This window comes from Brevibacillus sp. LEMMJ03 (assembly GCF_007197875.1).
GTDB classification, from domain to species: Bacteria; Bacillota; Bacilli; order Brevibacillales; family Brevibacillaceae; genus Brevibacillus; species Brevibacillus thermoruber.
In genome coordinates this window covers 1-26,419 of record NZ_VKJN01000002.1, presented here as the reverse complement: position 1 = coordinate 26,419, position 26,419 = coordinate 1, and the positions used below count along the sequence as shown (strand labels likewise).

The following is a 26,419-nucleotide window of genomic DNA, read 5'->3' as shown; positions in this document are numbered from 1 at the left end:
TCAAGTCCATATTTGTGTGTAAATTCCTCTCGACTAGAGAATTAAATTACCAAATCGAGTCACTTTAGACACTACTTCTGGAGTGTACGCACAAACCGGACAATCTGAACAATCTGCCGCCCTTGAGGTTGCAAAGAAAAAACGGGGAGTATAACCGAATCGTTCGAAGGAAGCACCTGGCGCTGGCCTTCGATATTGCGGTGCAAAACGGCGGAATCAAAAATTCAGCGGCAAAAGAAATCGAACGGCAAATCAGAGGTAAAAAGCTGAGCCACATTGAAAAAATGCGTATAATCGCCAAGGAAGTTGCCGATGCGTCCAATCCGCGCTGGCGTGATGACGTACTCAGCCGCAAAATGACTATTGTCATTGGGGGAGGCACCGTCCACGGGAAGAAGTATGATCTGGCGAAACAATATGGCCTGTCGGACCGCAAAATCAAGCGATAATCTTTTTTCACCATTGAAGGTATTCTATAATGATATCTGCTAGGAAAATTTGGAACTAGGCGGGATCATGATGGCAGCTCCTAAACAATCCTGGCTTGTCGCCTTTATTCTGGCAGGTCTCTTGGCGGGATGCGCTCAAAAACAAGCTTCCCAACCGGTGCATGAAAACACGGTCACAAAAGTGGTGGCTGTGAAACCAGAGCTGACTGCCCAGACGATAACACCAGTGCCTAAACCTGTCGAGGAACCGGGCAAGGAACCTTCTCAAGGGCACACTCAGCAGCTTGAACAAGCGCTGCGTGAGTTGAAGGGAATGTTGAGTACGATTGGCGACACAAATCGCTCCACTGACGAACGCTCGCAAGCGCTCGAATCGTTTCTGAAAGGGGTGGAATCGTTTCTTCAATCCGAAGGAAGCATGGCATACTCAGACCAGGATCTTTCACAAAAACTTGATCAGCAGATCGTGGTCAAGACAAAAGTGGAAAATGGAACCAGCTTTCGGATCGTTCACTATGCCGGCCTACCCGAGCTGTTGGGGACATTAGAGCGAAACTGGACCTTTGTCCAATGGAAAGACGCAAACGGTAAGGTGCATGCGCAAACCCTGATCGAACAAGGAGCGGAAATCACCAACGATTTTGTCGTGACCAAAGCGAAAGATGGGCTATTCATTGGTCTAACCGGCTACCTGACCGTAGAGAAACCACACCCTGTTTTTCTCGCCACGTGGACATTGCGTGAAGAGCAATGGCAACCCCGGGCGATACCGAACCTCACTCAACCTGAGGGATGGTCAGTTGAGGTGACTGACAATGAAGCGTCTTTTCAAGCAGATGGTGAAATGTTCGTGGAAGTAAGTGATGCGGACAAGACCATTCACATCTCCCAGGATGAGGCTGGCAAGAGAATTACCCTTTCGTTTCGAACGGGTGAGGTTATGCTTCAGAAACCGTGATCGAAGTGGACTGCCTATTGGCGGGAAACGGGTTACAACGCCTGATCGGAAACGCCTTCTGCAGAGCACAAGACTTCCAAGCCGAGGGCGTATTTTAATTTGTTGGAGGCCTTTTCCGCTCCCCCTCTCCCCCGGAACCCATCGCCCATTTTCTGAATAAGATGTAAGGCAAAAGCCTAAAATCCCTGTAATTCCGGCACCACCACCCACCCCCCTACATAGGATAAGGTGACTCTGTAATCCCTCAACCTTGTTCCTGTAGAGCCCACAAGGAGGGGTGGCACGATTGAAGGGTAGCGACCAAACCAAGCCGTTGTTGACAAATCGAGAAAGAGAAGTGTTTGAACTCTTGGTCCAGGATAAGACGACGAAAGAGATTGCCGGACAACTCTTCATCAGCGAAAAGACCGTACGCAATCACATCAGCAATGTCATGCAGAAATTAGGTGTCAAAGGTCGATCTCAAGCAGTAGTCGAACTCGTTCGACTTGGTGAGTTAGAGATTTGAACCCAGTCCACCCGGCCTCCCTTTTCTTCCCTTGCGAATGGAAGGGAGGATTTTTTTTGTGGAAAGGAACGCTTTGGCCTTTTGAACGCTTTGTGGTAGACTTCATCTACAAGGTGCTCCTTTCTGCCGCACGTGATCGGGCCACCATCGGACGGCGAACGAAACGAGCACGTTCATTTTGGATCACAAGGAAGATGACTGTGGAGCGTATGGCAGCGATATACGACGATTTTGTGATCGTGGAACATCCCGTTACCGTCGAGGAAGCCCTGAAACAGGTCCACAGCAGCGGGGCTCGCCTGTTGGTCGTGCGCAGCCGCGGGGAAATCGTGGGCGTGTGCGACGCGCACGGACTCCTTCGGCAGCTCGGGAAGGGAACTACAGAGCTGGCCTGCAGCGAACCCTTTGCCGTGGTGGACGAAGAGGCGCTGTTTCAGCAGCGGCCCGACCAGGCGTCCTTCTGGCTCATCCAGAACGAGCGGGGGGAGATCATTGGCTGGCTGGACGCGGTGACGATGGAAAACGTCCTGATGAAACGAAAGCTGTCACAGGATGTGACGGAATTGACAAAAGACCTGGAAGCGATCGTGGATTCCATCTACGATGAAATCCTGGTCGTAGACGCGACAGGGACGATCCTGCGCGTGTCCAATCGCAGCGCGAACAATTTATGGGGGGTTCACCTGTCCACGGTGGTGGGCAAGAACATCCTCGACCTGGAGGAAAAAGGCTGGTTCAAGCCGTCCGTCACGCGCAAGGTGCTGGAGGAAAAGCGCAAGATTTCCATCGTGCAGCAAAATCGCTTCGGACGCAAAATCCTGGCGGTCGGCAACCCGATCTTCAACAAGAAACGGCAGTTGGAGAGAATTGTCATCGCGTCGCGGGATATTACCGAAGTGACCGAGTTGAAAAACGAGCTGCAGCGAGCCAAGAGCCTGACCCAAAAATACAAGGAAGAAATCGATGAGCTGAGAAATCACCAGTTCGTTGCCGTAAACGAGGTGATTTACCGGTCGGAGGCCATGGCCCGGGTGATGGAGCAGGTGAAGAGGATCGCGCTTGTGGAATCGACCGTGATTCTGTACGGCGAATCGGGCGTGGGAAAAGAGCTGATCGCCAATGCCATTCACAACAGCAGCGCAAGACGGGAGAAGCCGTTCGTCAAAATCAACTGCGGGGCCATTCCGGAAAACCTCCTGGAGAGCGAATTGTTCGGGTATGAAAAGGGAGCCTTTTCCGGTGCCAGCCTGCAGGGGAAAAAGGGCTTGTTTGAGCTGGCGCACGAAGGAACCCTGTTCCTGGACGAGATTGCCGAGATGCCGCTCAACCTGCAGGTGAAGCTGCTTCGGGCCCTGCAGGAAAGGGAAATCCTGAAGGTGGGAGGAACCCGTCCGATTCCCGTCGATGTGAGGATCATCGCCGCCACCAACAAAAATCTGGAGGAGATGGTGCAGCGCGGGCAGTTCCGGGAAGACCTGTACTACCGCCTGCACGTGATTCCCCTGTACATCCCGGCGCTGCGGGAGCGGATCGAGGATGTGGAGCCGCTCGTCTACGCGTTTCTGGAGAAATTCAACAAAAAGTTTTCGACCCGCAAGTATTTTTCCGAGGACGCCATCGACATGTTGAACGCGTACCACTGGCCGGGAAACGTGAGACAACTGCAAAACGTGATCGAACGGGCGATGGTGATCTCCCCCGGAAACCTGATTACCGCGAATGAACTGACCAGCATTCTGAGCCATCGGGCGGAGAAGGACCAGCCTCCCGTCCAGGTCAACCGGATTATCCCGCTGAAGGAAGCGGTGGAGCTGACGGAATCGCAGCTCATTCAGTTGGCCCTGGCCAAGTACAAGACGATTACGAAGGTGGCCGAGGTGCTGGAAGTAAGCCAGCCCACACTCAGCAGGCGGTTTCAGAAAATCAGCCGAAACAGGAAGCAGGAGACGAAACCTTAGTCCGGTATCAGCCGGCTAAGGTTTTTTTGACGGCACATCAGAATACGCTTCCGGCGCAGGTTTTGCGAACGGCACCGGGGACACCGGCAGCATTGAATAACGGTCATTCATTTTTGAATAACCGGCAGGATGGCACGGTGTCGACAGCCGTTCGCCCCCATGCTTTCGGGTTGGCACGATCCTTGCTAGGGTAAAATCGTGACAGAAACGAACTTCCGAGGAGGGTTTACCATGAAGACCACCACCCGAACCTTTGTCAAAGTGAACACGGCCATCCCCGGTCCGAAAGCGAGGGAAATCCTGGAAAAACGGGACAAGAACGTGACGCGCGGACTTTCCCATACGGTGTATTCGTTCGCGGATCGGGCGGAAGGTGCGCTGATTACGGATGTCGACGGCAATACCTTTATCGATTTTGCAGGGGCGATCGGAACGCTGAACGCCGGACACTGTCCCCCCACCGTTGTGGCTGCGCTCAAGGAGCAGTTGGACCGGTTCATTCACACCGGCTTCAATGTGTTCATGTACGAATCGTATGTACAGTTGGCCGAGAAGCTGAACCAGATCACCCCGGGTTCGCATGAAAAGAAAACCATGTTTCTGAACAGCGGGGCGGAAGCGGTGGAAAACGCGGTGAAGATCGCCCGGAAGTACACCGGCCGCAAAGCGATCATCTCCTTTGAACGGGGCTTCCACGGCCGCACGCTGCTCGGCATGTCGCTCACCAGCAAGGTAAAGCCGTACAAGTACGGCTTCGGTCCGTTTGCCCCCGACACCTACAAGATGAGCTACCCGTACTACTACCGCGCCGACGGGTTGACCCCCGACGAACTGGACCGGCAGCTTCTGCAGCGGCTGGAGACCTTTTTCCTGACCGAAGTGCCTGCCGAAGACGTGGCTGCGATTATCATGGAGCCGGTGCAGGGGGAAGGCGGATTCGTGGTTCCCTCCAAAACCTTTGTCCAAGGGGTAAAACGCATCTGCGAAGCGCACGGGATTCTGTTCATCGCCGATGAGGTGCAAACCGGCTTCGGCCGCACTGGAAAGATGTTTGCCATGGAGCATTTTGACGTCGTGCCGGATCTCATGACGATGTCGAAGTCCATCGCGGCCGGCATTCCGATCAGCGCCGTGACCGGGCGGGCGGAAATCATGGACGCGCCCAACCCCGGCGAAGTGGGAGGCACCTATGCCGGCAGCCCGCTCGGATGCGTGGCGGCCTTGAAAGTGATTGAGATGTTTGAACGGGAAAACATTCCGGACCGGGCAAACGCGATTGGGGAACGCATCCTAAACCGCTTCCGCAGCCTGCAGCAGACGTATCCGGTGATCGGCGACGTGCGCGGTCTGGGAGCCATGTGTGCGGTTGAGCTGGTCAAGGATCCGGTCACCAAGGAGCCGGACAAGGAACTGACCGGCCGGATCGTGCAGGAGTGCATTCAGCGCGGGCTGGTTCTGTTAAGCGCGGGGCTGTACGGCAATGTTCTGCGTTTTCTCTCGCCGCTGGTGATTACGGATGAGCAGTTGGACGAAGGCCTTGACATTATCGAAGAAGTCCTGGGGGAACTCGTCACGCCGTAAATTCGCATGAGGGAGTGGAGCACAGATGACGAAACAGAAATTGTTTATCAACGGAGCATGGGTGGAAGCCGCGGCTTACACCCCCCTTTTTTCTCCGTATTCCGGAGAGACGATTGCGGAGATTCCCATGGCGACAGCAGCCGAGGTGGAACGGGCGATTGAGGCGGCGTACCAGGCCCGAAAAACCATGGCGAAAATGCCGGCCCACCAGCGCGCCGCCATTTTGGAAAAGCTGGTGACCCTGCTGGAGAACCGAAAGGAAGAAGCGGCGGTCATCATCGCGCGGGAAGCGGCCAAACCGATCACGACGGCCAGAGCGGAGGTTCAGCGTACCATCACGACGTACAAATTTGCCGCGGAGGAAGCCAAGCGCATCCACGGGGAGACGATTGCCCTTGACGCGGCGCCGGGCGGGGAAGGGCGCGTAGCGTATACCACCCGGGAGCCGCTGGGCGTGATTGGAGCGATCACCCCCTTCAACTTTCCGATGAACCTGGTCGCCCACAAGGTGGGGCCCGCGATTGCGGCGGGCAATACCGTGGTGTTGAAACCCGCCCCGCAGACGCCGCTGTCGGCGTTCTTCCTGGCCGAGCTGCTGCAGGAAGCGGGGCTGCCGGACGGCGCGCTGAACATCGTTACGGGCAGCGGGGAAGTGGGCCAACAGATCGTAACCGACGAGCGCGTGTGCATGATCAGCTTCACCGGCAGCGCCGCGGTCGGCAAGGCGATTCGCAACCAGGCCGGGTTAAAACGCGTCGTGTTGGAACTGGGCTCCAACGCGGCTGTGATCGTCGACAAGGGCGTAACCATCGACAAGATCATCAACCGCTGCGTAACCAGCGCGTTTTCCTACCAGGGGCAGGTGTGCATTTCGCTGCAGCGCATCTATGTCCACGAGGAGGCGTATGAGGAGTTTGTCGAAAAATTCATCGCGGCCGCCAAGAAGTTGAAAGTGGGCGACCCGCTTCTGCCCGAGACGGACATCTCCGCCTTGATCGCCCCGCGCGAAGTACAGCGGGTCCTGGCCTGGATTGACGAAGCGGTGCAGCACGGCGCCAGGGTGGTCACCGGCGGTACGGCGGAGGGCAACTGCCTCCTGCCCACGGTGATTCTGGACGCGGCGCCGACGCTGAAAGTGTCCTGCCAGGAAGTGTTTGCGCCCGTGGTGTTGATCAACAAGGTCGCATCCGTGGAGGAAGCCATCGAGCTGGTCAACGATTCGCGGTACGGGCTGCAGGCGGGCATCTACACGGAGAATGTGCACACGGCGTTCGAGGCTGCCGAAAAGCTCCAGGTCGGCGGTGTCATCATCAACGATACGCCTACCTTCCGCGTCGACCACATGCCGTACGGCGGTGTAAAGGAAAGCGGGTTGGGCCGTGAAGGCGTCAGGTACGCGGTGGAAGAGATGACGGAAAGCAAACTGGTGATTTTTCATCGCCTGTAGCAATCGACCAGCCAATTTCATACCCACAGCGAGGACGAGCCGATGCCTGCATGCAGGTGTCGGCTGGTTTTTTCTGTGGGGGTCAGGTATGTGCGCATGCCGCGGCCTGGCGTGAAAAAATCCGTTAACGCTCGGGGCGCTAACGGATTTTTTGCTGGGTATTACGAGGCGCTCTGGTTTTCGTGTCCCGTTTCCTGCTCGCTGGCTTCCAGAGTAGTATCGGCGGGTTTTCGCTTGAACAGGAAGTAGGAGGCGACGACGAGAACGGTGATCAGCATCGTCAGGTAGAGCTGGGATCGCATGGATTCCAGGAAGAGCATCGACACCAGAATGAGAACCATCGCGGCCATCGTCAGGTAGGTGAGATAGGGAAACGCCCACATTTTCAGGGTGAGGGCCTGCGGATTTTCCCTCTCCAGTTTTCTTCTGATCCGCACGTGCGACACGGCGATGACCAGGTACACCAGAATGGCGATGGCGCCGGACGCGTTGACCAGAAAGAGAAAGATCTTGTCCGGAGACGTAAAGTGAAAAATCGCGCAGACATAGGAGAAAAAGGTGCTCGCCAGGACGGCGCGAACGGGAACCCCGTTTTTGTTCACCCGCAGGAGAGAGCGCGGCGCATTCCCTTTGCGCGCCAGGGAATACAGCATCCGCGAGTTGGTGTACAGCGCGGAATTCAAGCAGGACAGAACGGATACGAGCACGACCACGTTCATGATTTGCGCGGCAGCCGGGATGCCGAGCATGTCCAGCATTGTGACGTACGGGCTCTTCAACAGGTCGGCGGCATTCCAGGGCAGAAGCATCACCAGAATGGCGACAGAGCCGATGTAGAAGAGAAGAATGCGCCAGACAACGCTTTTGATGGCGACGACGACGGATTTTTCCGGGTTGGGTGTTTCGCCTGCCGCGATGGCCGCGATTTCCGCTCCGAAAAAGGAGAAGACACAGACGACGATCCCGACGAATACGGACGAGGCGCCATTCGGCAAAAATCCGCCCTGTCCCAAAAGGTTGGACAATCCCGGCGAGGGGATGGCGGGGACCAGATTGAGCAGAATGGCAGCCCCTATGCACATGAACAGGCTGATCGCCACCACCTTGATCATGGCGAACCAGTATTCAAATTCGCCGAAGGACTTCACGGACAGCACGTTGGTAACGGTCAACAACACGGTAAGAATGAGACTCAACAACCAGACCGGCACGGACGGAATCCAGCCGTGAACGATGGCGCCGCCTGCCGTCGCCTCGATGGCAATCACGATGGCCCAGTAAAACCAGTACAGCCAGCCGATCGTATAGCTTGCCCAAGGCCCCAGCGCCTGATGGGCGTAGGTGGAGAAGGAGCCGCTGTCCGGATTGACGACGGCCATTTCTCCCAGCATGCGCATGACCAGCACCACGAGCAGCCCGGCCAAGGCATACGAGAGAATGGCACCTGGACCTGTGGAATTGATCACGGAACCGCTGCCGACAAATAATCCCGCACCGATCACCCCGCCAATCGAGATCATCGTCAAATGGCGCGGTTTCAGCTTTTTTTGCAAGGTGTTGCTATGCTGTTGGGCCATATGGATACCCCCTCTGTTGGTATGTGTCATACACCTCGAAACCTGATTCAATCATGCTGCATCGACGTTTCCTCCTTTGCTGTTGTGCCGCGCTTGATTTAAGTATGCAAATATTATACCAATTTGTATTTTTGGAAAAATAGAATCGAACGGCCTAGTTCTATTCACTTTTGAATCATCGCCTTTCATTTTTGAATGACGGCTGGAGATGGGGGGGAGAGGGTAGAGATGACGAACTGAACCTACTCGGAAATCAAAAAATATAGTATTCTTACTGTATTACTTAGTTTTTCGCAACGCGGATCGATTCATCGTGAGTGCGACAACGAGGGAGCGGGAGGTCTGTATGAGCGTCTATCAATCGATTACCGAACTGATCGGAAACACGCCGATGGTCCGCCTCAACCGCATTGTGCCGGACGGCGCGGCCGAGGTGTACGTCAAGCTGGAGAAGTTCAACCCGTCCGGAAGCGTCAAGGACCGCGCGGCGTACAACATGATCGCCGCCGCGGAGGCGGAAGGCCTGATTCGGCCGGGGGACACGATCATCGAGCCGACGAGCGGCAACACGGGGATCGGCCTGGCGATGAACGCCGCCGCCAAAGGGTACCGGGCGATTCTGGTCATGCCGGACAACATGTCCAAGGAGCGGATCAACCTGCTGAAGGCGTACGGCGCCGAGGTGGTGCTGACGCCGAGCGAGCAGCGCATGCCGGGGGCGATCGCCAAGGCGCTGGAGCTGCAAAAGGAGATTCCGGGCAGTTTCATTCCGCAGCAGTTTGAAAACAAGGCAAATCCGGACATCCACCGGACGACGACGGCCGTGGAAATCCTCGAACAGATGGACGGGCGTTTGGATGCCTTTGTCGCCACCGCGGGAACGGGCGGGACGATTACGGGGACGGGGGAAACCTTGCGGCAGAAGCTCCCCGATCTCTACATCGCCGTGGTGGAGCCCAAAGGGTCGCCCGTCCTGTCCGGCGGCAAGCCGGGACCGCACAAGCTGGTCGGGACCAGTCCGGGGTTCATCCCGCCCATCCTGAACACGAGCATCTACGACGAGATCGTGCAGATCGCCGATGAAGAGGCGCTGGAGACGATGAGAAAGCTGGCCGCCAAAGAGGGGATCCTGGTGGGACCGTCCGCCGGAGCCGCCGTCTTTGCCGCGATTGCCGTTGCCAAACGGCTCGGTTCCGGCAAGCGGGTGGCCTGCATCGCGCCGGATACGGGCGAACGGTATCTGAGCATGAACATTTTTGAATAAGGCGAAGGGACACGTGTGAGGAGGCCGTCCTGTCAGGGACGGCCTCCTTGACGGGTTCAAGGGGGTTTTTCGCGTTTGTTCGACGGAATCTTGCAAAAATTGCACGATCTGATGGGGAAAAGAATCGTGCTTTACCCCAAGAAAACGGTTTCTTATAATGAACTCAACCAACGCTGACAAGATTCGACGGGAAGGGGGAGGAAAGGTGCAGTTGACCTCGCGTTCCCGCGCGTTGCTGAAAGTGCTGCTGGACAGCTCGCGGCCGATGAAAATCCGGGAAGCGGCCCGCGATTTTCGCGTCAGCGAGCGGACGATCAAGTACGATCTGGAAGCAATCCGCACGTGGCTGAAGGAGCGCCACGTCACCCTGCATTCCCAGCCGAACAAGGGCATCTGGATCAGCGAAAACGAGGAAAAGCGGGCCGACCTGCGCCGCCACCTGGAGGGATGGGGGCGGAGCGACCTGATCCTGCATCAGAAGGAACGGGCCAAACACCTGGCGCTCATGCTGCTGCTCGCCGACGGGTACGTGCGGCTGAACGATCTGGCGGACCGGATGGCGGTCAGCCGCAATACGGTGGTATCCGACCTCAGGGAAGCAGAGAGTTTTCTCGCAGGATGGGGACTGGAGCTGATCAGCAGGCCGCGCTACGGAGTCAGAATTTTCGGAGAAGAGCGGTCGGTGCGCTTTGCCCTGGAATGTCTCCTGCACGATCTCTCGGAAGGTGACGAGATGTTCCGGCTGGTGCGGCGGGTGCAGGGCGGTGCGACGGACTCCGCTGCAGCCGATGAAGCCGGCCCCCTCGTGGAACAGCGGCTGCTCGGCGAAGAGGAGATCCGCCTGATCGATCAGGCGGTGCGAGAGCTGATGGCGCAGCTGTCGTTTGCCGTGACGGACCGGACGCTGATCAGCCTGCACATCCGGCTGTGCATTCTCGTGCACCGGGTGCGCAAGGGGAGAGTCCTGCCTGCCGATGAAACAACCGTCCAAACCGCGCAAGGGTGGAGAGGCTACCCCTTGTTCGCGCAGACGGCCAACCGGCTGTTTGCTGCCTTGGGACTGGCGGTCACTCCCGACGAGCTGGCGTACGGCTGCCTTCCCCTGCTGGGGGCGGATTACCCCCTGACGCCTGTGGGCGGCGGCAGACCGGCCCCCGACATCTACGACGTCACCATCCGGCTGACGGAAGCGGTCAGCCAGGCGATGCAGGTGCCGTTTGCCGACGATCCCGAGCTGCGCGAGCACCTGTTTGCCCACCTGAACGACAGGATCATGCGCTACCTGCAGGGGGTGCTGTACCCCAATCCCTTGACCGGCGAGATCTGCCGCTCGTACCCGCGGATGTTCGCCGCGGTCAAGCGGGCCTGCCAGGACGTGTTGTGGCCGAGCGGCATCTGTCTTCTCGACGCGGACATCGCCTATATCGTGCTGCACTTTCAGGCCGCCTGGGACCGCTGGATGGAGCAGAAAAAGGTGAACGCGCTGGTCGTTTGCGGTACCGGACGGGGCACGTCCCGCTTCCTGAAAACCCAGTTGGAGGCGGAACTGAAAGGGCTGCGCGTCGTCGGCCTGTGCGGCAGCCTGGAGGTGGAGAAGTACCTGGCCAGCCGCAAAGTGGACCTGATCGTCAGCGTTCTGCCGGTAAAGGCGGACGTGCCGGTCGTCGTCGTCAACGCCCTGCCCACCCGGCACGATCTCGAAAAGATTCAAAGCTGTCTGCAAACGATCACCGCACACCCGCCGGTCGACTCGGCCGCGTCCCGAGGAGGCGGAGGACAGTGGCGAAGCGATCTCTGCGCCGACCTCCACGAGCGTGACCTGCCGGTGGTGGAGCGGCTGTCGCAGGACGTGATTTGCAAGGGATTCGAGCTGAGCCAAGCGATTATGGCGGCGTTTCGCGAACACTTGACCGAACAGGCGGCAGGCGGTCTTATGCTCCACATCCTGCTGATGGTCAACCGCTTGACGTTCGGCTCCACCTACGTGGAGTGGCAGGCGGAAGCGGAGCCGGAGGGCGAAGACTACGCCGCATGGCGCAAAACGCTGAAGACCCTCGTGGAAAAAGCCGGGCTTGCGGTGCCGGAGAGCGAGATTACGGCAATCATGCGATATTTTTCGGGGAAAGGGGTGACAGAGAGTGACAACGGATTTGCTCATACAGGGCGGGTGGGTGATTGATCCCTCCCAGTCCATCAACGGACGGTACGACATTGCGATCAGCGGCGGGAGGATCGCGGCGCTGGCGGAGCCGGGACGGCTGCCGGCGGAAATCGGCGGCGCCAGGCAGACGCTGGATGCCTCGGGAACCATCGTGACCCCGGGACTGATCGACCTGCATGCCCACGTGTTTCCGAGGCGGACGCCGCTCGGCATCGAGGCGGACCGCGTAGGGGTCGAACAGGGCGTGACCACGCTGGTGGACGCGGGCAGCGCCGGTGCCCGCACGTTCGCAGCCTTCCTGGACGAAGCCGTCAAACCGGCCGAGACCCGCGTGCTCGCGTTTCTCAACATCGCCGGGGAAGGATTGTGCGGCGGGCTGTCCGAGCTGGCGGACATGGACCGGCTCACGCCTCGGGAAGCGGTAGCGCTCATCCGGGAGCAGCCGCTGATCCGCGGCATCAAGGCGAGAATGAGTGCGTCGGTCGTCAGGGAAAACGGCATCAAGCCGCTGCTCGTCGCCAAGGAAGCGGCCCGGGAAGCGGGCTGTCCGCTGATGGTGCACATCGGCAACGCGCCGCCGGCCCTGCCGGAGATTTTGCGCGAGCTGGATGCCGGCGACGTGGTGACCCACGCGTTTCACGGAAAAACGGGCGGCATCCTGGACGACCGGGGCCGGCTGATTCCGGAAGCGGAAAAGGCGCTGGCGCGCGGCGTGCTGTTTGACGTGGGGCATGGCACGTCCAGCTTCAGCTTCCGCACCATGCGGCAGGCGCGGGCGCTCGGCCTGGCGCCGCATACGATCAGCACCGACATTTACCGGCAGAACGCGGCGGGACCGGTGCACAGCCTGACGACCACGATGACGAAGTTTGTGGCGCTCGGCTTTTCGCTGGAGGAGGTGATCGCCGCCTGTACGGCAGCGCCTGCCGCCGTTTTGCGGATGACGGATGAAATCGGGACGCTGCGACCGGGTGCGGTGGCCGATCTGAGCCTGCTGGAGCTGACGAACGTCCCCGTCGTCCTGACAGACTCGGAACGAGAGCAGCTCACGGCGGAGGAGTCGGTCACAGCCAAGCTGACGATTAAAGCAGGAAAGGTACTGACATGCAGATGATCAACGCGATTGTGCAAGAAGTGGCCAAACAGTTGGATGCGAATTTATCTGAAGTTTCTGAATTAAATAACCTGATGACGGCAGCCCTTGCCGAGACGACCCGTTTGGGATTAACGGTCCCCCGGGACAGGTGGCTGGCGATGGGCGTGCACATGCTGGGATTTCTGCGGCGGATGCGGAGCGGAGAAACGCTGCCGCCCGTGGAGAAGGAGCTGTATGCGGAGATCCCTCCCGAGATGCTGCATCTCGCCGGACGCGTGCTCGCCGCCGCCGGATCGGAACGGGAGGCCGGGGATGCGGAAGTGTTTTTGATGGCCGTCCATTTTGAAGCGGCACGGGCGCTGCAGCAGGAACAACCGTAGAACATGGAGGAGGGTATGCGAATGGCAAAGGTAAAAGTGGTGATTGGCGACCGGCTGGGCAAGGGACACAACGTGGCCAAAGGCGTGGAAGCGGCGGGAGGCTTGGCGATCCTGATTCCCGGCGTCGGCGCGGACATGAAGGTGGGGGACGTGATGTACCGGGAAAACGCCGATTTCGGCCTGTCGTTTTGCGGCAGCGGCGGCGCAGGGGCGCTGACCGCGAAGACGAAGTACGGCTACCCGGTCGAATACGGGCTCAGGTCCGTGGAAGCGGGCATTACCGCGCTTCGAAACGGCAGCAAGGTGATCGGATTCGGGTTTATGGACACGGAAGAGCTGGGCAGACGGATGACCGAAGAATTCATCAAACTGGCGGGGAGGTAGCGCATGTACACGGAAGTGACTCGCACGCTGAGACTGACGGGGAGCGCGGAGACCAAGGAAGGGGCGTTCAACAAGATTTTCGCCCAGATCAAGCACGCGATCGCGCGGGAGACGTCCGATCTGGTGGTGCGGATCGAGCCGCTCGCCGTCGAGGTGGTGTCCGCGACGGAGACGTCGTACCGGGAGCGGCTGTTCGGCCTCTTTTTCCCGCGCACCCGCACGCGATACGAGATTACCGCAGACGTAAGCGTCCGGCTGGGACTGGTTCGGCTGCAGGAGATCCCGTTCCGGCAGCAAAGCGAGCAGCCGACCGGCGTGAAGCAGCTGCTCGGTCAGCGATAGAAAGAAACAGGGGGAACGTTCATGGTGACATGGATGATTGCGTTGAAATCGATGGTGATCGGCGCGCTGGTTGGCTTCGGCGTGGGGGCGGGGGCGGCCCGGATGTTTCACGCGCCGAACGTGCAGGGAATGGGGGCGTTTCGCACCTTTGGCGAACTGAACGCCTGCGCCGGCGACCCGATCTCCCACTTTTCGTTCGGATTGGGCTTCTTCTTCAACGCCTGGGCGTCCGTGGTCGGGGCTGGCGCGCTGACCCAGGATGTGGACCACCGGATTTTGCCCAACTGGGCGGCCGCCCTTTTGCTGTGGAAAAACAAAAACGTGGAAGAGACGCTGCACGACCCGAAAAAAATGGCGATCGTCGGGGCGGCCGTCGGCGCGGTCGTCGTGACGCTGCTCAACTCCACGGCGACGGCCATTCCCCAGTCGATGCAGCTCGTGGCGACGAAAGTCCTGGTTCCGGCCGCCAACTGGCTGATCAATCCGATCATGCCGATCGTCTTCTGGATGGCCGCGATGGACGCGGGCAAGCGAACCGGCGTCTGGGGCACCGTCCTCGGCGGGTTTTCCCACCTGGTCATGGGCAACGCCGTACCGGGCATTGTGCTCGGCATCCTGATCGGAAAAGGGTTGGACGACAGCGGATGGAACCGGATTACCAAAACCCTGGTGACGGCCGTGGTGCTGCTGTTTATCCTGAGCGGGTTCTTCCGCGCGTTTGACGTGGCGCTGTTGAAGAGCATCCAGGTGGAGGTTCCGCAGTGGTTGATTGATCTGCATGAGATGTTTGGATCGGTGGTGAAAAAGTGATGAACGAACGTCAGGCAAAAGGCTTCTGGTATTCGGAATGGGCGTTTCCGCTCTTTGTCGCGTGCCTGTCTTCCGGGATTTTTGCCGGGACTCATCTGTATTATGTGTATCACGTGGGAGCTTTCAACGACATCGCCATCGTCGCCATGCTGGAAGCGGGGATAAAAGGCGGCGGGTACGGAGCGGCTGCTGCGTTTGGCGCCAGCTTCCTGTTCGCCCGCGTCCTGGAAGGGCCGCTGGTCGGCATCCTGGACATTGGCGGATCGCTGCAGACGGGCATCGGCATCGGCGTTCCGGCGCTGATGCTCAGTGCGGGCATGACGGCCCCGCTGCTCTCGTTCCCGCTGGCACTGGCGACGGGAGCGCTGCTGGGACTGATCATCGGCGCGGTGATCATCCTGATCCGCACGTTTACGATCAACGCGGCCCAGTCCACGTTTGGCGCCGACGTGATGATGGGGGCGGGCAACGCAGCCGGACGCTATCTCGGTCCGCTGATCGTCATCTCTGCCATCATGGCGTCCATTCCGGTTGGCATCGGTGCCACCATCGGGGCAGCCGTCTTCTACTACTTCAAAAAACCGATTGCCGGCGGGGCGATCATCGGCGCGATGATTCTGGGAGCCATGTTCCCCATCCCGCCGCAGTGACGCCTGGGGCACAACACACCGGGAAGGAGGGTGCCACAACCAAATGGGCATCTACCAATCATACGGACTTAAACAGGTGATCAACGCCAGCGGCAAAATGACGGCGCTCGGAGCCAGCGCCGTCCATCCCTCCGTCGCCCAGGCGATGGGCGAGGCGGCCATGGACTACGTGGAAATCGCCGAGCTGATGAAAGCGGCCGGCCGAAAAATCGCCGACGCGACGGGAGCGGAGGACGGGTGTCCGACATCCGGCGCGGCCGCAGGCATCGCCATTGCCGTCGCCGCCGTCATCGCCGGCCGCAGCCTGCGCCTGATCGAACAGCTTCCGGACTCGGAGGGGCTGCGCAACCAGATCGTGATCCAAAAAGGGCATGCCGTGCACTTCGGGGCATCCGTCCGGCAGATGATCGCCCTCGGCGGCGGGAAGGTGGTGGAAGCGGGCCATGCCAACCATGTGGAAGAAGCGCACCTGCGCGAAGCGATCGGCGACCGCACGGCGGCGCTCCTGTACGTGAAGTCTCACCACGCCGTGCAGAAAGGGATGCAGCCGCTGGAGACGATGATCGCCCTGGGCAGGGAGTACGGACTGCCCGTCATCGTGGACGCCGCCGCTGAAGAAGACCTCCGGCTGTACATCGCCAAGGGAGCGGATGCGGTCATTTACAGCGGCGGGAAGGCGATCGGCGGTCCCACCTCCGGGTTTGTCTGCGGCAAAGCCGAGCTGATGGAAGCCTGCCGCGCCCAGTACAAAGGCATCGGCCGGGCGATGAAGGTGGGCAAGGAGGCGATCGTCGGCCTGCTGGCTGCACTTGAGCGGTACGAATCGGCCAGCGGCGACGCCGGGGAGCAGCTTCGGCTGGTCGAACGGCTCGTCGCGGCGATCAACGAACTGCCCGGGCTTCATGCCGCCGTGGTGCAGGACGAAGCGGGGCGCGCCATCTACCGCGCCCAGGTAAAGGTGGACGAGCGGACGGCAGGGATGACGGCCCAGGAGCTGATTCGCCTCCTGGAAGCGGGCGACCCGGCCATTTTCACCCGCAACCACTACGCCAACACCGGCGTGATCGCCTTTGACCCGAGACCGCTGCGCCCCGGACAGGAGGCGATCATCGCCGCCCGCCTCCGGGAGATTTGGACCAACAGGAAGTGAGGGAGCAACCGTGTCAACGAACAAGCCAACCATCCGACTCAACGTCCTCGCCAAACACGTGGAAAACGCCAGGGAGATCGTCGAAGCAGCCGACGGCCGGGTGCTGATCGGCGTGATGGTAAAAGCGTATCCTGACGCGGACGCCGCCGCTGCCGCCGTGGAATCGTTCCAGCGCGCCGACGTGCCCGTCTCCGTGGGATTGGGGGCCGGCGATCCGACTCAGTGGAAAAAGGTGGCCGAGGTGGCCGCCCGGACAAAACCGGCCCACGTCAACCAGGTGTTTCCCGCCGCCGGCTACACGCTGGGCCGCCTGCAGCAGGCGGGGAGCGGCCACACACTCGTCAACGCGCTGATCGCCCCCAGCGGCACACCCGGGCGGGTCATCGTCTCGACCGGCCCCGTGAGCGGAACCTGGCAGGAGACCGTCTCCTGCGAGGCGGCTGCGGCGATGCTGGCGGAGATCGGCGTGCATTCGGTCAAATTTTACCCGGTGAACGGATGCGAACGCCTCGACGAACTGAGGGCGATGGCCCGCGCGGCGGTCCGCTGCGGATTGTCCGTGTTCGAACCGACCGGAGGCATCGACGCATCCTCCATCCGGCGTGTGGTGGAAACCTGCCTGGAGGAGGGGGTCCAACAAGTGATTCCGCACATCTATACCTCCATCGTCGACAAGGCGACCGGGCTGACCAGGACGGACCAGGTGAAAGAGCTGATCGCCGCCCTGCCGCACGTGTAACGCCTGCAAAGAGAGATAGGAGTGGATTCATCGATGATGGAAAAACAAGTGATCGTCAACCTTCCCCAGGGACTGCATGCCCGTCCCGCGTCCGCATTCGTCCGGACGGCTTCCGTTTTTGCCAGTGACATCGGTTTGCGCAAAGACGGAAAGACGGCAAACGGAAAAAGCATCATCAGCATCATGTCGCTGACCGTTGCCCAGGGTGAGCAGGTGACCCTGACCGCTGACGGACCTGACGAGCAGCAGGCGCTGGAGGCGCTGGAAAAGCTGCTGACGACGGCAGCCGAGTAGGGTCCCCCGTACCGTATTCAAACGGAACCCGAAAACGGCCTGACCTGTGCGAAAAGCCTTCCCGTGTGAAACGGGGAGGCTTTTTTCGCAATCTTGCGCTCTCATTTCCCGCACCTACCGTGCCGCGCCGGACGAGGTTATACTGTCGGTAGATGCGCGGAGAAGGAGGTAGGCGCGATGAACGATGAACAATGGCGGGCCATCGTCGAGTGCGACCCGTCCTGTGACGGCCGCTTTTTCTACGGCGTGCTGACCACGGGCATCTTTTGCAAGCCCTCGTGCAAGTCGCGGACGCCCAAACGGGAGCACGTCCGCATCTTCGCCAGCGCGGACGAAGCGCTGCACGCCGGCCTGCGCCCCTGCAAGCGCTGCCAGCCGCACAGGGCGGATTGGCGCTCTCCCGACGAGGAGCTCGCACTGCGCGTCAAGCAGTTGATCGCCGACTGTTTTCCCGAGCCGCTGACGCTGGGGGAAATCGCCTCGCGCCTGCACGTCAGCCCGTATTACCTGCAGCGGTGCTTCACCCGCCTCATGAACTGCTCCCCGGCGCAGTATCTCGTCCACACGCGGATCGAGGCGGCCAAAAGGCTGTTGGCGGATACGCGGCTGAGCATCGCCGAGGTGGCCATGCAGGTGGGATTTCGGACCGGGGCATACTTTGCCCACGTGTTTCACAAACAGACAAAGCAAACCCCGACGCAATATCGCACGTGTGCGGAAAGGAATGAACAGGAATGGCCGTAGGGTACTTCGCTTCCCCCATCGGACTGCTGGAGGTGAGGGGGGATCGCGACGAGGTGACCTCCATCCGCTTCGTCGCGCGCGCCGAGGAGGCGGCAGATACGGCAGCCGACGCCGTTCACATCTGTCTTCGCCAGTTGGAGGAGTATTTCCAGGGAAAGCGAACGGCGTTTCAGGTGCCGCTGAAACGAACCGGCACGCCGTTCCAGCGGCAGGTGTGGAGCCGGGTCGAGACGGTTCCGTTTGGAAGGACGGCTGTCTACCGGGACATTGCCGCCAGCCTGGGCCGGGCCGGAGCGGTCAGGGCGGTGGGCAGCGCCAATGGGCAAAACCGCTTTGCCATCGTCATCCCCTGCCACCGCATCATCGGCAGCGACGGCAGCCTCCGCGGCTACGCCTGGGAGCTGTGGCGCAAGGAATGGCTGCTCGACCACGAGCGGCGGGTAACCGGCTCGTTTCTTTCGTGAACGAGGTCCATGACGCAACGGGCGGAGCGAGTCAGCCAGCCAGCTTTCGTTTTGCGGTGCCGGACGCTTCCTGTTCCAAAAAGCGCCGGGTTTCCGCCACGACGACGCCGGAGAGGCCGATCAGGCCGATCAGGTTGGGGACGGCCATCAGCCCGTTCATGATGTCGGACAGCGTCCAGACGAGGTCCAGCTTCAGCGTCGCGCCGACGCCCACCATCGCCACCCAGACGAGGCGGTAGCAGCGGCCGGAACCTTTGCCCGCCAGGTATTCAAAGCACTTTTCGCCGTAGTAGGCCCAGCCGAGAATAGTGGAGTAGGCAAACAGGATCACGGCGACGGCCAGCACGTAGCTGCCGGCCGGACCAAATACGGTCTGGAACGCGTAGGTCGTCGCCTCCACTCCCGATTTGCCCGTTTCCCACGCGCCGGTCGTCACCAGGGCCAGACCGGTAATCGTACAGACGACGATGGTGTCGAGAAAGGTGCCGGTCATCGAGACCAGCGCCTGTTTGGCCGGCATGTCGGTCTTGGCGGCAGCGGCCGCGATCGGGGCGCTGCCCAGCCCCGCCTCATTGGAGAAGACGCCGCGGGCCACCCCTTTTTGAATCGCCATCGCCACCGTGGCCCCCAAAAAGCCGCCCGTGGCCGCCGTTCCGTTGAAGGCCCCGTCGAGAATGATGGATACGGCCTGCGGCACCCGGTCCAGGTGGAACAGGACGACGCAAAGGCCGGCGGCGATGTAAAACAGGGCCATGAACGGCACGAGAACACTGGTCACCTGGCCGATCTTTTGCACGCCGCCCAGCACCACGAAAGCGGTGAACAGCGCCAGCACCGCGCCGGTCGCGAGCGGGGGAACGGCGAAGTTCAACTGCAGCGCTTCCGCCACCGAGTGGGCCTGCACCATGTTTCCGATCCCGAACGAAGCCAGCGTGCCAAACAAGGCAAAGAGCACGGCCAGCCATTTTTGCTTCAACCCCCGTTCGAGGTAGTACATCGGGCCGCCGGAATACCGGCCGTCCGCTTCGCGAATCCGGTATGTGACCGCCAAAATGGCTTCGGCATACTTGGTGGCCATGCCGAACAGGGCGGTGACCCACATCCAGAAGAGGGCGCCGGGGCCCCCTGTGGCGATGGCGGTGGCGACGCCGGCGATGTTGCCCATCCCGATGGTGGCGGCCATCGCCGTCATCAGCGCCTGAAAGTGGTTGATATCCCCGGCGGAGCCGCTCTCCTGCCGGCCAAAGGCCAGCCTCAAGGCATACCACAGCTTGCGGAACTGCAGCCCCCTGAGCCTCACCGTCAGCATCACGCCCGTACCCACCAATAGCACCAGTGTGGGCAGTCCCCATACGTAGCCGTTGATCACATCCAGCCACTGCATCAGCTTGTCCATGTTGGTTCCTCCTTGTTTGTGCATACAAAAGAAAAAAACATTTCATCGCGGATGAAATGTTTCTGGAGCGGGCATGGACGCAAAACGGCCCGTTCATGGGGGGCCTTTGGATCCACACGGCCAAACCGCCATTCCGGTCGTCTTGTGAGTGTCGTCCGCTCTGTCCTTTTACCTGAGAGATTCATTCGCGTACGCCGCGCGAATTTGCTCCTTCGGTGCCCGTGCCCCTCGCCGATGCGGAAAGGGGGGTCTCTCCAGAGGTTCGTCCCCATTCAGTTTCACTTGTTGCCAAGACCTGAGAGTTTCGGGATGAGCTCCCTTGCCCCGTCGGTAGATCGTTTCCAATCTTTTCCTGAATGGTTCATCCGATCACATATGCTGTTTGACAGAAAAAATATATAGCTGAATTGAACTTTTGTCAATCCGGTGTAAATGTTTCGTCCGTGTCCCCCATTCCCAGGTCTAAGTGACGTCTCCCCGCAATACGTTATAACCATGAACAACACGCTGCCCGAGAAGCGCCAAAAAAGAGACAACCCGTGCGGGACTCCGATGCCAACCGCACCTGGCAGCGAGGGGGGATTTGTGCATGCTGCATATCGTCGCCTGTATCAAGCAGGTGCCGGACACGAAGATCATCAAGATGAACCCGAAGACCAACACGATGGACCGCTCCAGTGCTCCGGCGATTCTCAACCCGTATGACGCCCACGCCGTGGAAGAGGCGGTCCGGCTGAAGCAGCGCTACGGCGGCACCGTTTCCGTGCTGACGATGGGGCCGCCGCCGGCCGTCAAGGCGATTCGCAAGTGCATCGAGATCGGGGCGGACGAGGGCTACATGATTACCGACCGGGCGTTCGCCGGGGCGGACACGCTGGCCACCAGCTATGCGCTGACCAAGGCGCTGGAAAAAATCGCCAGGGAGAAGCCGATCGATCTGATCATCTGCGGCAAGATGACGATCGACGGCGACACCGGGCAGGTGGGGCCGGGCATCGCCAGACGGCTCGACATGCCGCCACTGACCAGCGTGAAAAAGGTGGTGGAGATCAACAAGGAGCAGGGATACGCCATCGTCCACCGCAAGCTGGAGGACGGGTACGAAGTGATCCAGTCCACGCTGCCCTGTCTGTTTTCCGTGGAAAAGGAGATCAACGAGGTGCCGTACTCTCCGCTGCCCAACATGCTGCGCGCCGCCCGCTACCAGCCCGTCATCTGGTCCGTCAACGACCTGGAGGACGTGGATCGGAGCCTGCTGGGGCTGAAAGGCTCGCCCACGATCGTCGCCAAGGTGTGGCCGCCGGAGAAGCCCAAGGGAGGCGAAAAGCTGCAGGGGAGCGCGCGCGAGCAGGTGAACCGGCTGATGGAAATCCTGGCGGAGAAGAAGGAACTGTTTCGGGCGAAGGAGGGACGGGCATGAACCTGGCGGAATACCGCGGCGTCTGGGTGTTTTTGGAACAGCAGGACGGCCGGATCGCACCGGTGTCGCTGGAGCTTTTGGGCGCGGGGCGGAAGCTGGCCGACAAGCGGGGCGTGCCCCTTTCCGGCGTGCTGATCGGCGACCAGGTGCGCGAACTGGCGGCGGACGCCTTCCAGTACGGGGCGGACGTCGTCTATCTCTACGACGACCCGATCTTTCGCGACTACCGGACCGAGTCCTACATGCGTGCCGTGATCGCATGCGTGCAGAAGCACAAGCCGGAAATCCTGCTCTACGGGGCCACGTCGACCGGCAAGGATTTGGCCAGCGCCGTGGCGACCGATCTGGAGACGGGGCTGACCGCCGATACCACCCTGCTTGACGTGGATCAGGAGACGGGTCTGCTGGAAGCCAGCCGTCCGGCGTTCGGCGGCAACATCATGGCGACCATCCTGTGCAAAAAGCACCGGCCGCAGATGGCCACCGTCCGGCCCAAGGTAATGAAAGCGCTGCCGCCCGATCCCAACCGCTCCGGCCAGATCGTGGAGGAGCGGATTCACCTGCGGGAGGAAGACATCCGCACCAAAGTGCTGAAAATCGTCCGCGAAACCAGCAAAAAAGTGCGGCTGGACGAGGCGGACATCATCGTCGCCGGGGGCAAGGGGATGGGCAGCAAGGAGGGCTTTCAACTGATCCACCGCTTCGCCGAGGCGATCGGCGCGACGGTCGGGGCCAGCCGGGACGCCGTCGAGGCGGGATGGATCGACCACCAGCATCAGGTGGGGCAGACCGGGGTGACGGTGACGCCGAAACTCTACTTTGCCATCGGCATTTCCGGCGCGATCCAGCACCTGGTCGGGATGCAGAACTCCGGGCTGATCATCGCAATCAACAAGGACCCGGACGCGCCGATCTTTCAGGCGTGCCACTACGGCCTCGTCGGCGACGCGTTTGAAATCGTCCCGCTCTTGATCGAGGCGCTCCAGGCGGAATCGGACAAGGAGGTGCAGTATGGCGGAAAAGTTTGACGCAATCGTGGTCGGTGCCGGACCGGCGGGCACGGCGTGCGCCTACACGCTGGCGAAGGCCGGCGTCAGCGTCCTGCTCCTGGAGCGGGGCGAATATCCCGGCTCCAAGAACGTCATGGGCGGGGTGCTCTACCGCAAAATGATGGAGGACATCATCCCCGGCTTTTACAAGGAAGCGCCGGTGGAGCGGCCGATCGTGGAGCAGCGGTTCATGATGCTGGACGAACAATCGGCGCTGACGTTCAGCTACAAGGGGCTGGAGTGGGCCGAGGAGCCGTACAACAACTTTACCGTGCTGCGCGCCAAGTTTGACCAGTGGTTTGCCGACAAGGCGGTGCAGCAGGGGGCCCTGCTGGTAAACGAGACGGTCGTGCTGGAGTGCATCGTGGAAAACGGCAACGTGGTGGGGGTCCGCACCGACCGGCCGGACGGGGAGGTGTTCGCCGACGTGGTGGTGCTGGCCGACGGCGTGAATTCGCTGTTGGCCAAGTCGCTCGGCTTCCACAAGGAGTTCCGGCCCGACGAAGTGGCCCTCGCCGTCATGGAAGTGCTCAAGCTGGACCGCAGGATCATCGAGGACCGCTTTAACCTGGAAGGGGATCAGGGCTGTACCATCGAAATCTTCGGCGACTCGACCAAAGGCATTCTCGGCACCGCCTGGCTGTACACCAACAAGGACAGCCTCAACATCGGCGTGGGAGCGATGCTGTCCGGTCTGATCAAGCATAAGCTCAAGCCCCACGCGCTGCTGGACTACGTCAAAAACCACCCGATGATCCGCCCCTACATCCAGGGCAGCGAGCAGCAGGAGTACCTGGCCCATCTCATCCCGGAGGGCGGCTACCGCTCCATGCCCAAGATCGTCGGAAACGGCGTGGTGGTGGTAGGGGACGCGGCCCAATTGGTCAATGCGATCCACCGCGAGGGTTCCAACATGGCGATGACCTCGGGTGTGCTGGCGGCGGAAGCGATCCTGGAGGCGAAAGAGGCGGGAGACTATTCGGAGAAGACGCTGGATACGTACCGCAAAAAGCTGTTGGACAGCTTCGTCGGCCAGGACCTGAAAAAGTACCAGGACGCCACGCATCACTTCGAACGTTCTCCGCAGTATTTCGAACGGTACATCTCCATGATAAACCGGGCGGCCAGCCAGATGTTTACCGTGGACGGCAGTTCCAAGTGGGAGAAGCAGAAGAAAATCTGGCGCGACCTGGGTACGGCCAGGGAGAAATGGAAGATGGCCCGCGATCTGATGCAGGCATGGAGGGTGATGAAGTGATGAAAGAGCTGCCCAAAGGCCAATCGATCGAGGAAAAGCAGTACCTCGTCCGCTTCAAGGCGGACACCAAGTCGCACCTGCACGTGCTGGATGCGGACGTCTGTGCCACCAAGTGTCCCGACAAGCTGTGCACGATTTTTTGCCCGGCCGAAGTGTACAAGTGGGAAGAGGTGCGCATGCATGTGGGATACGAGGGATGTCACGAGTGCGGAAGCTGCCGGATCGGCTGTCCGTACGAAAACATCAGATGGGAATACCCGAAGGGCGGTCACGGCATCATCTTCAGACTGGGGTAATGGACGGTGGAGCATGTTTAAGCCGGGGGAACGCGTTGTCTACGCCCGCGACGGGGCCAGAGGGATCGTCATCGCGGTGAACGGGGAATGGTACCAGGTGATCTGGGAGGACACCTTCGTCAGTTGGGAAAAAGCGGACGTGCTCACGAAAGCGGAACCGTTTTCGTAACGACAAAAAAGCGGGAGTCAGCGCTCCCGCTTCTTTCTCTTTCCATGTACCGATTCGCGACTGTGAAGAGATGGGACATGCCCGGTCGATCAGGACCAACGTCACTCAATAGAGGATGCACCTGAGCGGCGTCACCTGTCTGCCATGGATGCGAAAACAGCCCAGAACCGGCTGTTGTCCGGCAAGGGACAGGACCAGATAGGCGGCCTCCGGATAATAGGCGTGTTCAATATCGTGCGGCGACGGATAGGCGGGTGCGGCCGGATGAGAGTGGTAGATGGCAACTAAGCGTTCCCCTCTCTGTTCCATTTGAAGAAAGGCCTTGCGTATCTGCTCCTCCTTCATGGAAAACGAAAAGGGGCTTCTATCGGCGTTCTCCATCTTCCAGATGGTCTCTGCGCGTCCGCATCTTCCCGACAACAGCCCGCATGCTTCATAGGGCTGTTCGGCTGTGCAGTGGACGACCATCTCGCGCCACACATGTCCGGCCATCGACAGTACGATCTCTGCAGGATTACGGCTTGAAACGCCTCCCGCAGCATCCGCCTGATTTTCCCTGCGGCAATGATTTGACGATGTGCGATTTGCTCCACCCGGGATGTCCTGGATGGGAAACGTGCGGCTGACCGTAGCTGGGTACATGGGGGTGCGTTTGAACCGGCCTCGTTTGCCGTTGTCTGTAGAGTGCGCGGATCTGATCCGGTGTCATGGAAATCCCTTCCTTTCTTTGCGACGTATACTATGTTTTATTCGTCGCCGGAAACGAAGGGAACGGCGGTTGCACATCGGGGTGCAGTCGGGGGGAAGACGGGCGGTCTGGCAGCGTGGTTACGCGTTTTTAAAGGGATTAAAGGCGGTGAATCCGGGCGTGTTGTGCGGTTTGAGAAAAGAGGCGTGGGCGCTGCTGGACGGCAGTCTCAACACCGGCATGCCGCTTGCGGCCCGATGCTGTTGCTGGGTATTGGCGGGGGATTCCATCCCCTTTTTGTTTCGCGATTCGCGTGACTGGTAATCGTGGATGGCCTGCCGGTATTTTTCTTCTTTTTCCTGCAATTCTTTGACGGTCTGCTTCAACTCCCGGAGTTCCTGCTGCCATTCCGCTTCCTGCGCCTGCAAGCGGGAGATGGCTTCTTCCTTCTCCATGAGCTGCTGCTGGTATTTTTCATCCCGCTCCAATTGATTCGATACGTGCATCAGTTTTTGCTGCAATTCATCGATCTGCTGCTGCCATTCTGATTCATCGGCCTGATGGCGGGCGATGATTTCGTCGCGCTGGTGAAGCAAGTGCGTCAGCGCTTCCTCGTTTCGCCGGGAAGATTCAAGCTGCTGCCGCAGTTCTTCAAGCGCGGCATTCCATTCTGCTTCTTTTTGCTTGTAGGCCTCAAGCTGTTGGGATAGGGCTTCGGAGAGTTCGTTTGCATCCCGGTAATCTTCCAATTGCTGGTTCACCTGCAGCAGCGTCTCATTCCATTCGGCTTCTCTGGCTTGATGGCTGGCGATGGTCTCTTCCTGCTGCCTGAGAAGTTGTGTCTGCTCGGCTTCTTTTTGTTGATACGCCTTCACCTGCTGGTTCAGCTTTTCCAGGGTGTCGCTCCATTCCGCCTCTTGGGTTTGATGGCGGGCGATGATTTCGTCGCGCTGGTGAAGCAAGTGCGTCAGCGCTTCCTCGTTTTGCCGGGAAGATTCAAGCTGCTGCCGCAGTTCTTCAAGCGCGGCATTCCATTCTGCTTCTTTTTGCTTGTAGGCCTCAAGCTGTTGGGATAGGGCTTCGGAGAGTTCGTTTGCATTCCGGTAAGCTTCCAATTGCTGGTTCACCTGCAGCAGCGTCTCATTCCATTCGGCTTCTCTGGCTTGATGGCTGGCGATGGTCTCTTC

Annotated in this window: 28 protein-coding genes and 1 riboswitch; of the genes, 24 read left to right on the top strand and 4 right to left on the bottom strand. The window is 60.0% G+C overall.

The window, feature by feature from the left end; genetic code table 11:
* Positions 1-128 precede the first annotated feature (128 nt).
* The 6 genes from FOI68_RS02760 to FOI68_RS02735 all read left to right on the top strand — a co-directional run bounded on the left by FOI68_RS02760 (position 129) and on the right by FOI68_RS02735 (position 6,901).
* Positions 129-449, top strand: a complete 321-nt coding sequence (locus FOI68_RS02760) for a hypothetical protein (RefSeq protein ID WP_143862260.1) — start codon at positions 129-131, stop codon at positions 447-449.
* Between the two features lie 67 nt (positions 450-516).
* Positions 517-1,407 (top strand): hypothetical protein, encoded by an 891-nt coding sequence (locus FOI68_RS02755; RefSeq protein WP_143862259.1) that lies wholly within the window; start codon positions 517-519, stop codon positions 1,405-1,407.
* Positions 1,408-1,693: 286 nt separating this feature from the next.
* Entirely contained in the window at positions 1,694-1,915 is a 222-nt protein-coding gene (locus tag FOI68_RS02750) for a helix-turn-helix domain-containing protein (RefSeq protein ID WP_003387736.1), read from the top strand.
* A 209-nt stretch (positions 1,916-2,124) separates the two neighbouring features.
* Positions 2,125-3,873: a sigma 54-interacting transcriptional regulator gene (locus FOI68_RS02745; protein WP_255433363.1), complete on the top strand. Its 1,749-nt coding sequence runs from the start codon at positions 2,125-2,127 to the stop codon at positions 3,871-3,873.
* Positions 3,874-4,104: 231 nt separating this feature from the next.
* Positions 4,105-5,454, top strand: a complete 1,350-nt coding sequence (gene gabT, locus FOI68_RS02740; protein ID WP_044897509.1) for a 4-aminobutyrate--2-oxoglutarate transaminase — start codon at positions 4,105-4,107, stop codon at positions 5,452-5,454.
* 25 nt (positions 5,455-5,479) lie between these two features.
* Positions 5,480-6,901, top strand: coding sequence for an aldehyde dehydrogenase family protein (locus FOI68_RS02735; RefSeq protein WP_143862257.1), 1,422 nt, complete (start codon positions 5,480-5,482; stop codon positions 6,899-6,901).
* Positions 6,902-7,062: 161 nt separating this feature from the next.
* On the opposite strand, the gene FOI68_RS02730 is transcribed toward FOI68_RS02735, so the two are convergent.
* On the bottom strand, positions 7,063-8,478 hold the full coding sequence (locus FOI68_RS02730) for an amino acid permease (protein ID WP_143862256.1): 1,416 nt from the start codon (positions 8,476-8,478) through the stop codon (positions 7,063-7,065).
* A 346-nt stretch (positions 8,479-8,824) separates the two neighbouring features.
* Here FOI68_RS02730 and cysK point away from each other — a divergent pair, with 346 nt between their 5' ends.
* From cysK to FOI68_RS02665, 13 genes are all read left to right on the top strand, one after another.
* Positions 8,825-9,742, top strand: a complete 918-nt coding sequence (gene cysK / locus FOI68_RS02725) for a cysteine synthase A (protein ID WP_143862255.1) — start codon at positions 8,825-8,827, stop codon at positions 9,740-9,742.
* Positions 9,743-9,947: 205 nt separating this feature from the next.
* The gene (locus FOI68_RS02720; protein WP_255433334.1) at positions 9,948-11,921 is read left to right on the top strand and encodes a BglG family transcription antiterminator; all 1,974 of its coding nucleotides are present in this window, start codon (positions 9,948-9,950) and stop codon (positions 11,919-11,921) included.
* A complete protein-coding gene (locus FOI68_RS02715; RefSeq protein ID WP_143862253.1) occupies positions 11,881-13,017 on the top strand; it encodes an amidohydrolase/deacetylase family metallohydrolase in 1,137 nt (378 codons plus the stop codon). Before FOI68_RS02720 ends, FOI68_RS02715 begins: the two co-directional genes overlap by 41 nt.
* The gene (locus FOI68_RS02710) at positions 13,008-13,379 is read left to right on the top strand and encodes a hypothetical protein (RefSeq protein ID WP_029097574.1); all 372 of its coding nucleotides are present in this window, start codon (positions 13,008-13,010) and stop codon (positions 13,377-13,379) included. Before FOI68_RS02715 ends, FOI68_RS02710 begins: the two co-directional genes overlap by 10 nt.
* Before the next feature lie 21 nt (positions 13,380-13,400).
* Positions 13,401-13,763 (top strand): glycine-rich SFCGS family protein, encoded by a 363-nt coding sequence (locus FOI68_RS02705; protein WP_029097573.1) that lies wholly within the window; start codon positions 13,401-13,403, stop codon positions 13,761-13,763.
* Between the two features lie 3 nt (positions 13,764-13,766).
* On the top strand, positions 13,767-14,105 hold the full coding sequence (locus FOI68_RS02700) for a DUF4312 family protein (RefSeq protein WP_029097572.1): 339 nt from the start codon (positions 13,767-13,769) through the stop codon (positions 14,103-14,105).
* Between the two features lie 21 nt (positions 14,106-14,126).
* Positions 14,127-14,915: a DUF4311 domain-containing protein gene (locus FOI68_RS02695; protein ID WP_029097571.1), complete on the top strand. Its 789-nt coding sequence runs from the start codon at positions 14,127-14,129 to the stop codon at positions 14,913-14,915.
* A complete protein-coding gene (locus tag FOI68_RS02690; protein WP_029097570.1) occupies positions 14,915-15,565 on the top strand; it encodes a DUF4310 family protein in 651 nt (216 codons plus the stop codon). Before FOI68_RS02695 ends, FOI68_RS02690 begins: the two co-directional genes overlap by 1 nt.
* A 43-nt stretch (positions 15,566-15,608) precedes the next feature.
* Positions 15,609-16,715, top strand: a complete 1,107-nt coding sequence (locus tag FOI68_RS02685; RefSeq protein ID WP_143862252.1) for a DgaE family pyridoxal phosphate-dependent ammonia lyase — start codon at positions 15,609-15,611, stop codon at positions 16,713-16,715.
* Positions 16,716-16,725: 10 nt separating this feature from the next.
* A complete protein-coding gene (locus FOI68_RS02680) occupies positions 16,726-17,454 on the top strand; it encodes a KDGP aldolase (RefSeq protein ID WP_044897514.1) in 729 nt (242 codons plus the stop codon).
* A 33-nt stretch (positions 17,455-17,487) separates the two neighbouring features.
* Positions 17,488-17,748 carry an HPr family phosphocarrier protein gene (locus tag FOI68_RS02675; RefSeq protein ID WP_035300376.1) on the top strand — a complete coding sequence of 87 codons (261 nt, stop codon included), beginning with the start codon at positions 17,488-17,490 and terminating at the stop codon, positions 17,746-17,748.
* A gap of 177 nt (positions 17,749-17,925) precedes the next feature.
* Positions 17,926-18,492: a bifunctional transcriptional activator/DNA repair enzyme AdaA gene (locus tag FOI68_RS02670; protein WP_143862251.1), complete on the top strand. Its 567-nt coding sequence runs from the start codon at positions 17,926-17,928 to the stop codon at positions 18,490-18,492.
* Positions 18,483-18,956 carry a methylated-DNA--[protein]-cysteine S-methyltransferase gene (locus FOI68_RS02665; RefSeq protein WP_044897517.1) on the top strand — a complete coding sequence of 158 codons (474 nt, stop codon included), beginning with the start codon at positions 18,483-18,485 and terminating at the stop codon, positions 18,954-18,956. Before FOI68_RS02670 ends, FOI68_RS02665 begins: the two co-directional genes overlap by 10 nt.
* 31 nt (positions 18,957-18,987) lie before the next feature.
* Here FOI68_RS02665 and FOI68_RS02660 read toward each other — a convergent pair whose 3' ends face one another.
* Positions 18,988-20,352 (bottom strand): alanine/glycine:cation symporter family protein, encoded by a 1,365-nt coding sequence (locus FOI68_RS02660; protein ID WP_143862250.1) that lies wholly within the window; start codon positions 20,350-20,352, stop codon positions 18,988-18,990.
* Positions 20,353-20,502: 150 nt separating this feature from the next.
* Positions 20,503-20,620: riboswitch (glycine riboswitch) on the bottom strand.
* A 321-nt stretch (positions 20,621-20,941) separates the two neighbouring features.
* Between FOI68_RS02660 and FOI68_RS02655 the strand changes: the two genes are divergently transcribed.
* Genes FOI68_RS02655 through FOI68_RS23250 form a run of 5 tightly spaced genes read left to right on the top strand, consistent with a single transcriptional unit; the run spans position 20,942 to position 24,544 of the window.
* Positions 20,942-21,772, top strand: coding sequence for an electron transfer flavoprotein subunit beta/FixA family protein (locus FOI68_RS02655; RefSeq protein WP_029097563.1), 831 nt, complete (start codon positions 20,942-20,944; stop codon positions 21,770-21,772).
* Positions 21,769-22,800: an electron transfer flavoprotein subunit alpha/FixB family protein gene (locus tag FOI68_RS02650; RefSeq protein WP_143862249.1), complete on the top strand. Its 1,032-nt coding sequence runs from the start codon at positions 21,769-21,771 to the stop codon at positions 22,798-22,800. Before FOI68_RS02655 ends, FOI68_RS02650 begins: the two co-directional genes overlap by 4 nt.
* A complete protein-coding gene (locus FOI68_RS02645; RefSeq protein ID WP_143862248.1) occupies positions 22,784-24,079 on the top strand; it encodes an FAD-dependent oxidoreductase in 1,296 nt (431 codons plus the stop codon). Before FOI68_RS02650 ends, FOI68_RS02645 begins: the two co-directional genes overlap by 17 nt.
* Complete coding sequence (locus tag FOI68_RS02640; protein ID WP_029097560.1) at positions 24,079-24,375, top strand: ferredoxin family protein; 297 nt, start codon at positions 24,079-24,081, stop codon at positions 24,373-24,375. Before FOI68_RS02645 ends, FOI68_RS02640 begins: the two co-directional genes overlap by 1 nt.
* A 13-nt stretch (positions 24,376-24,388) precedes the next feature.
* Positions 24,389-24,544, top strand: coding sequence for a hypothetical protein (locus FOI68_RS23250; RefSeq protein ID WP_162836711.1), 156 nt, complete (start codon positions 24,389-24,391; stop codon positions 24,542-24,544).
* 105 nt (positions 24,545-24,649) lie between these two features.
* Here FOI68_RS23250 and FOI68_RS02635 read toward each other — a convergent pair whose 3' ends face one another.
* Together FOI68_RS02635 and FOI68_RS23245 are read right to left on the bottom strand one after the other, a co-directional pair.
* Positions 24,650-25,036 (bottom strand): M67 family metallopeptidase, encoded by a 387-nt coding sequence (locus tag FOI68_RS02635; protein ID WP_143862247.1) that lies wholly within the window; start codon positions 25,034-25,036, stop codon positions 24,650-24,652.
* Between the two features lie 336 nt (positions 25,037-25,372).
* The coding region (locus FOI68_RS23245) for a coiled-coil domain-containing protein (protein ID WP_185973855.1) at positions 25,373-26,419 on the bottom strand (1,047 nt) is incomplete at its 5' end.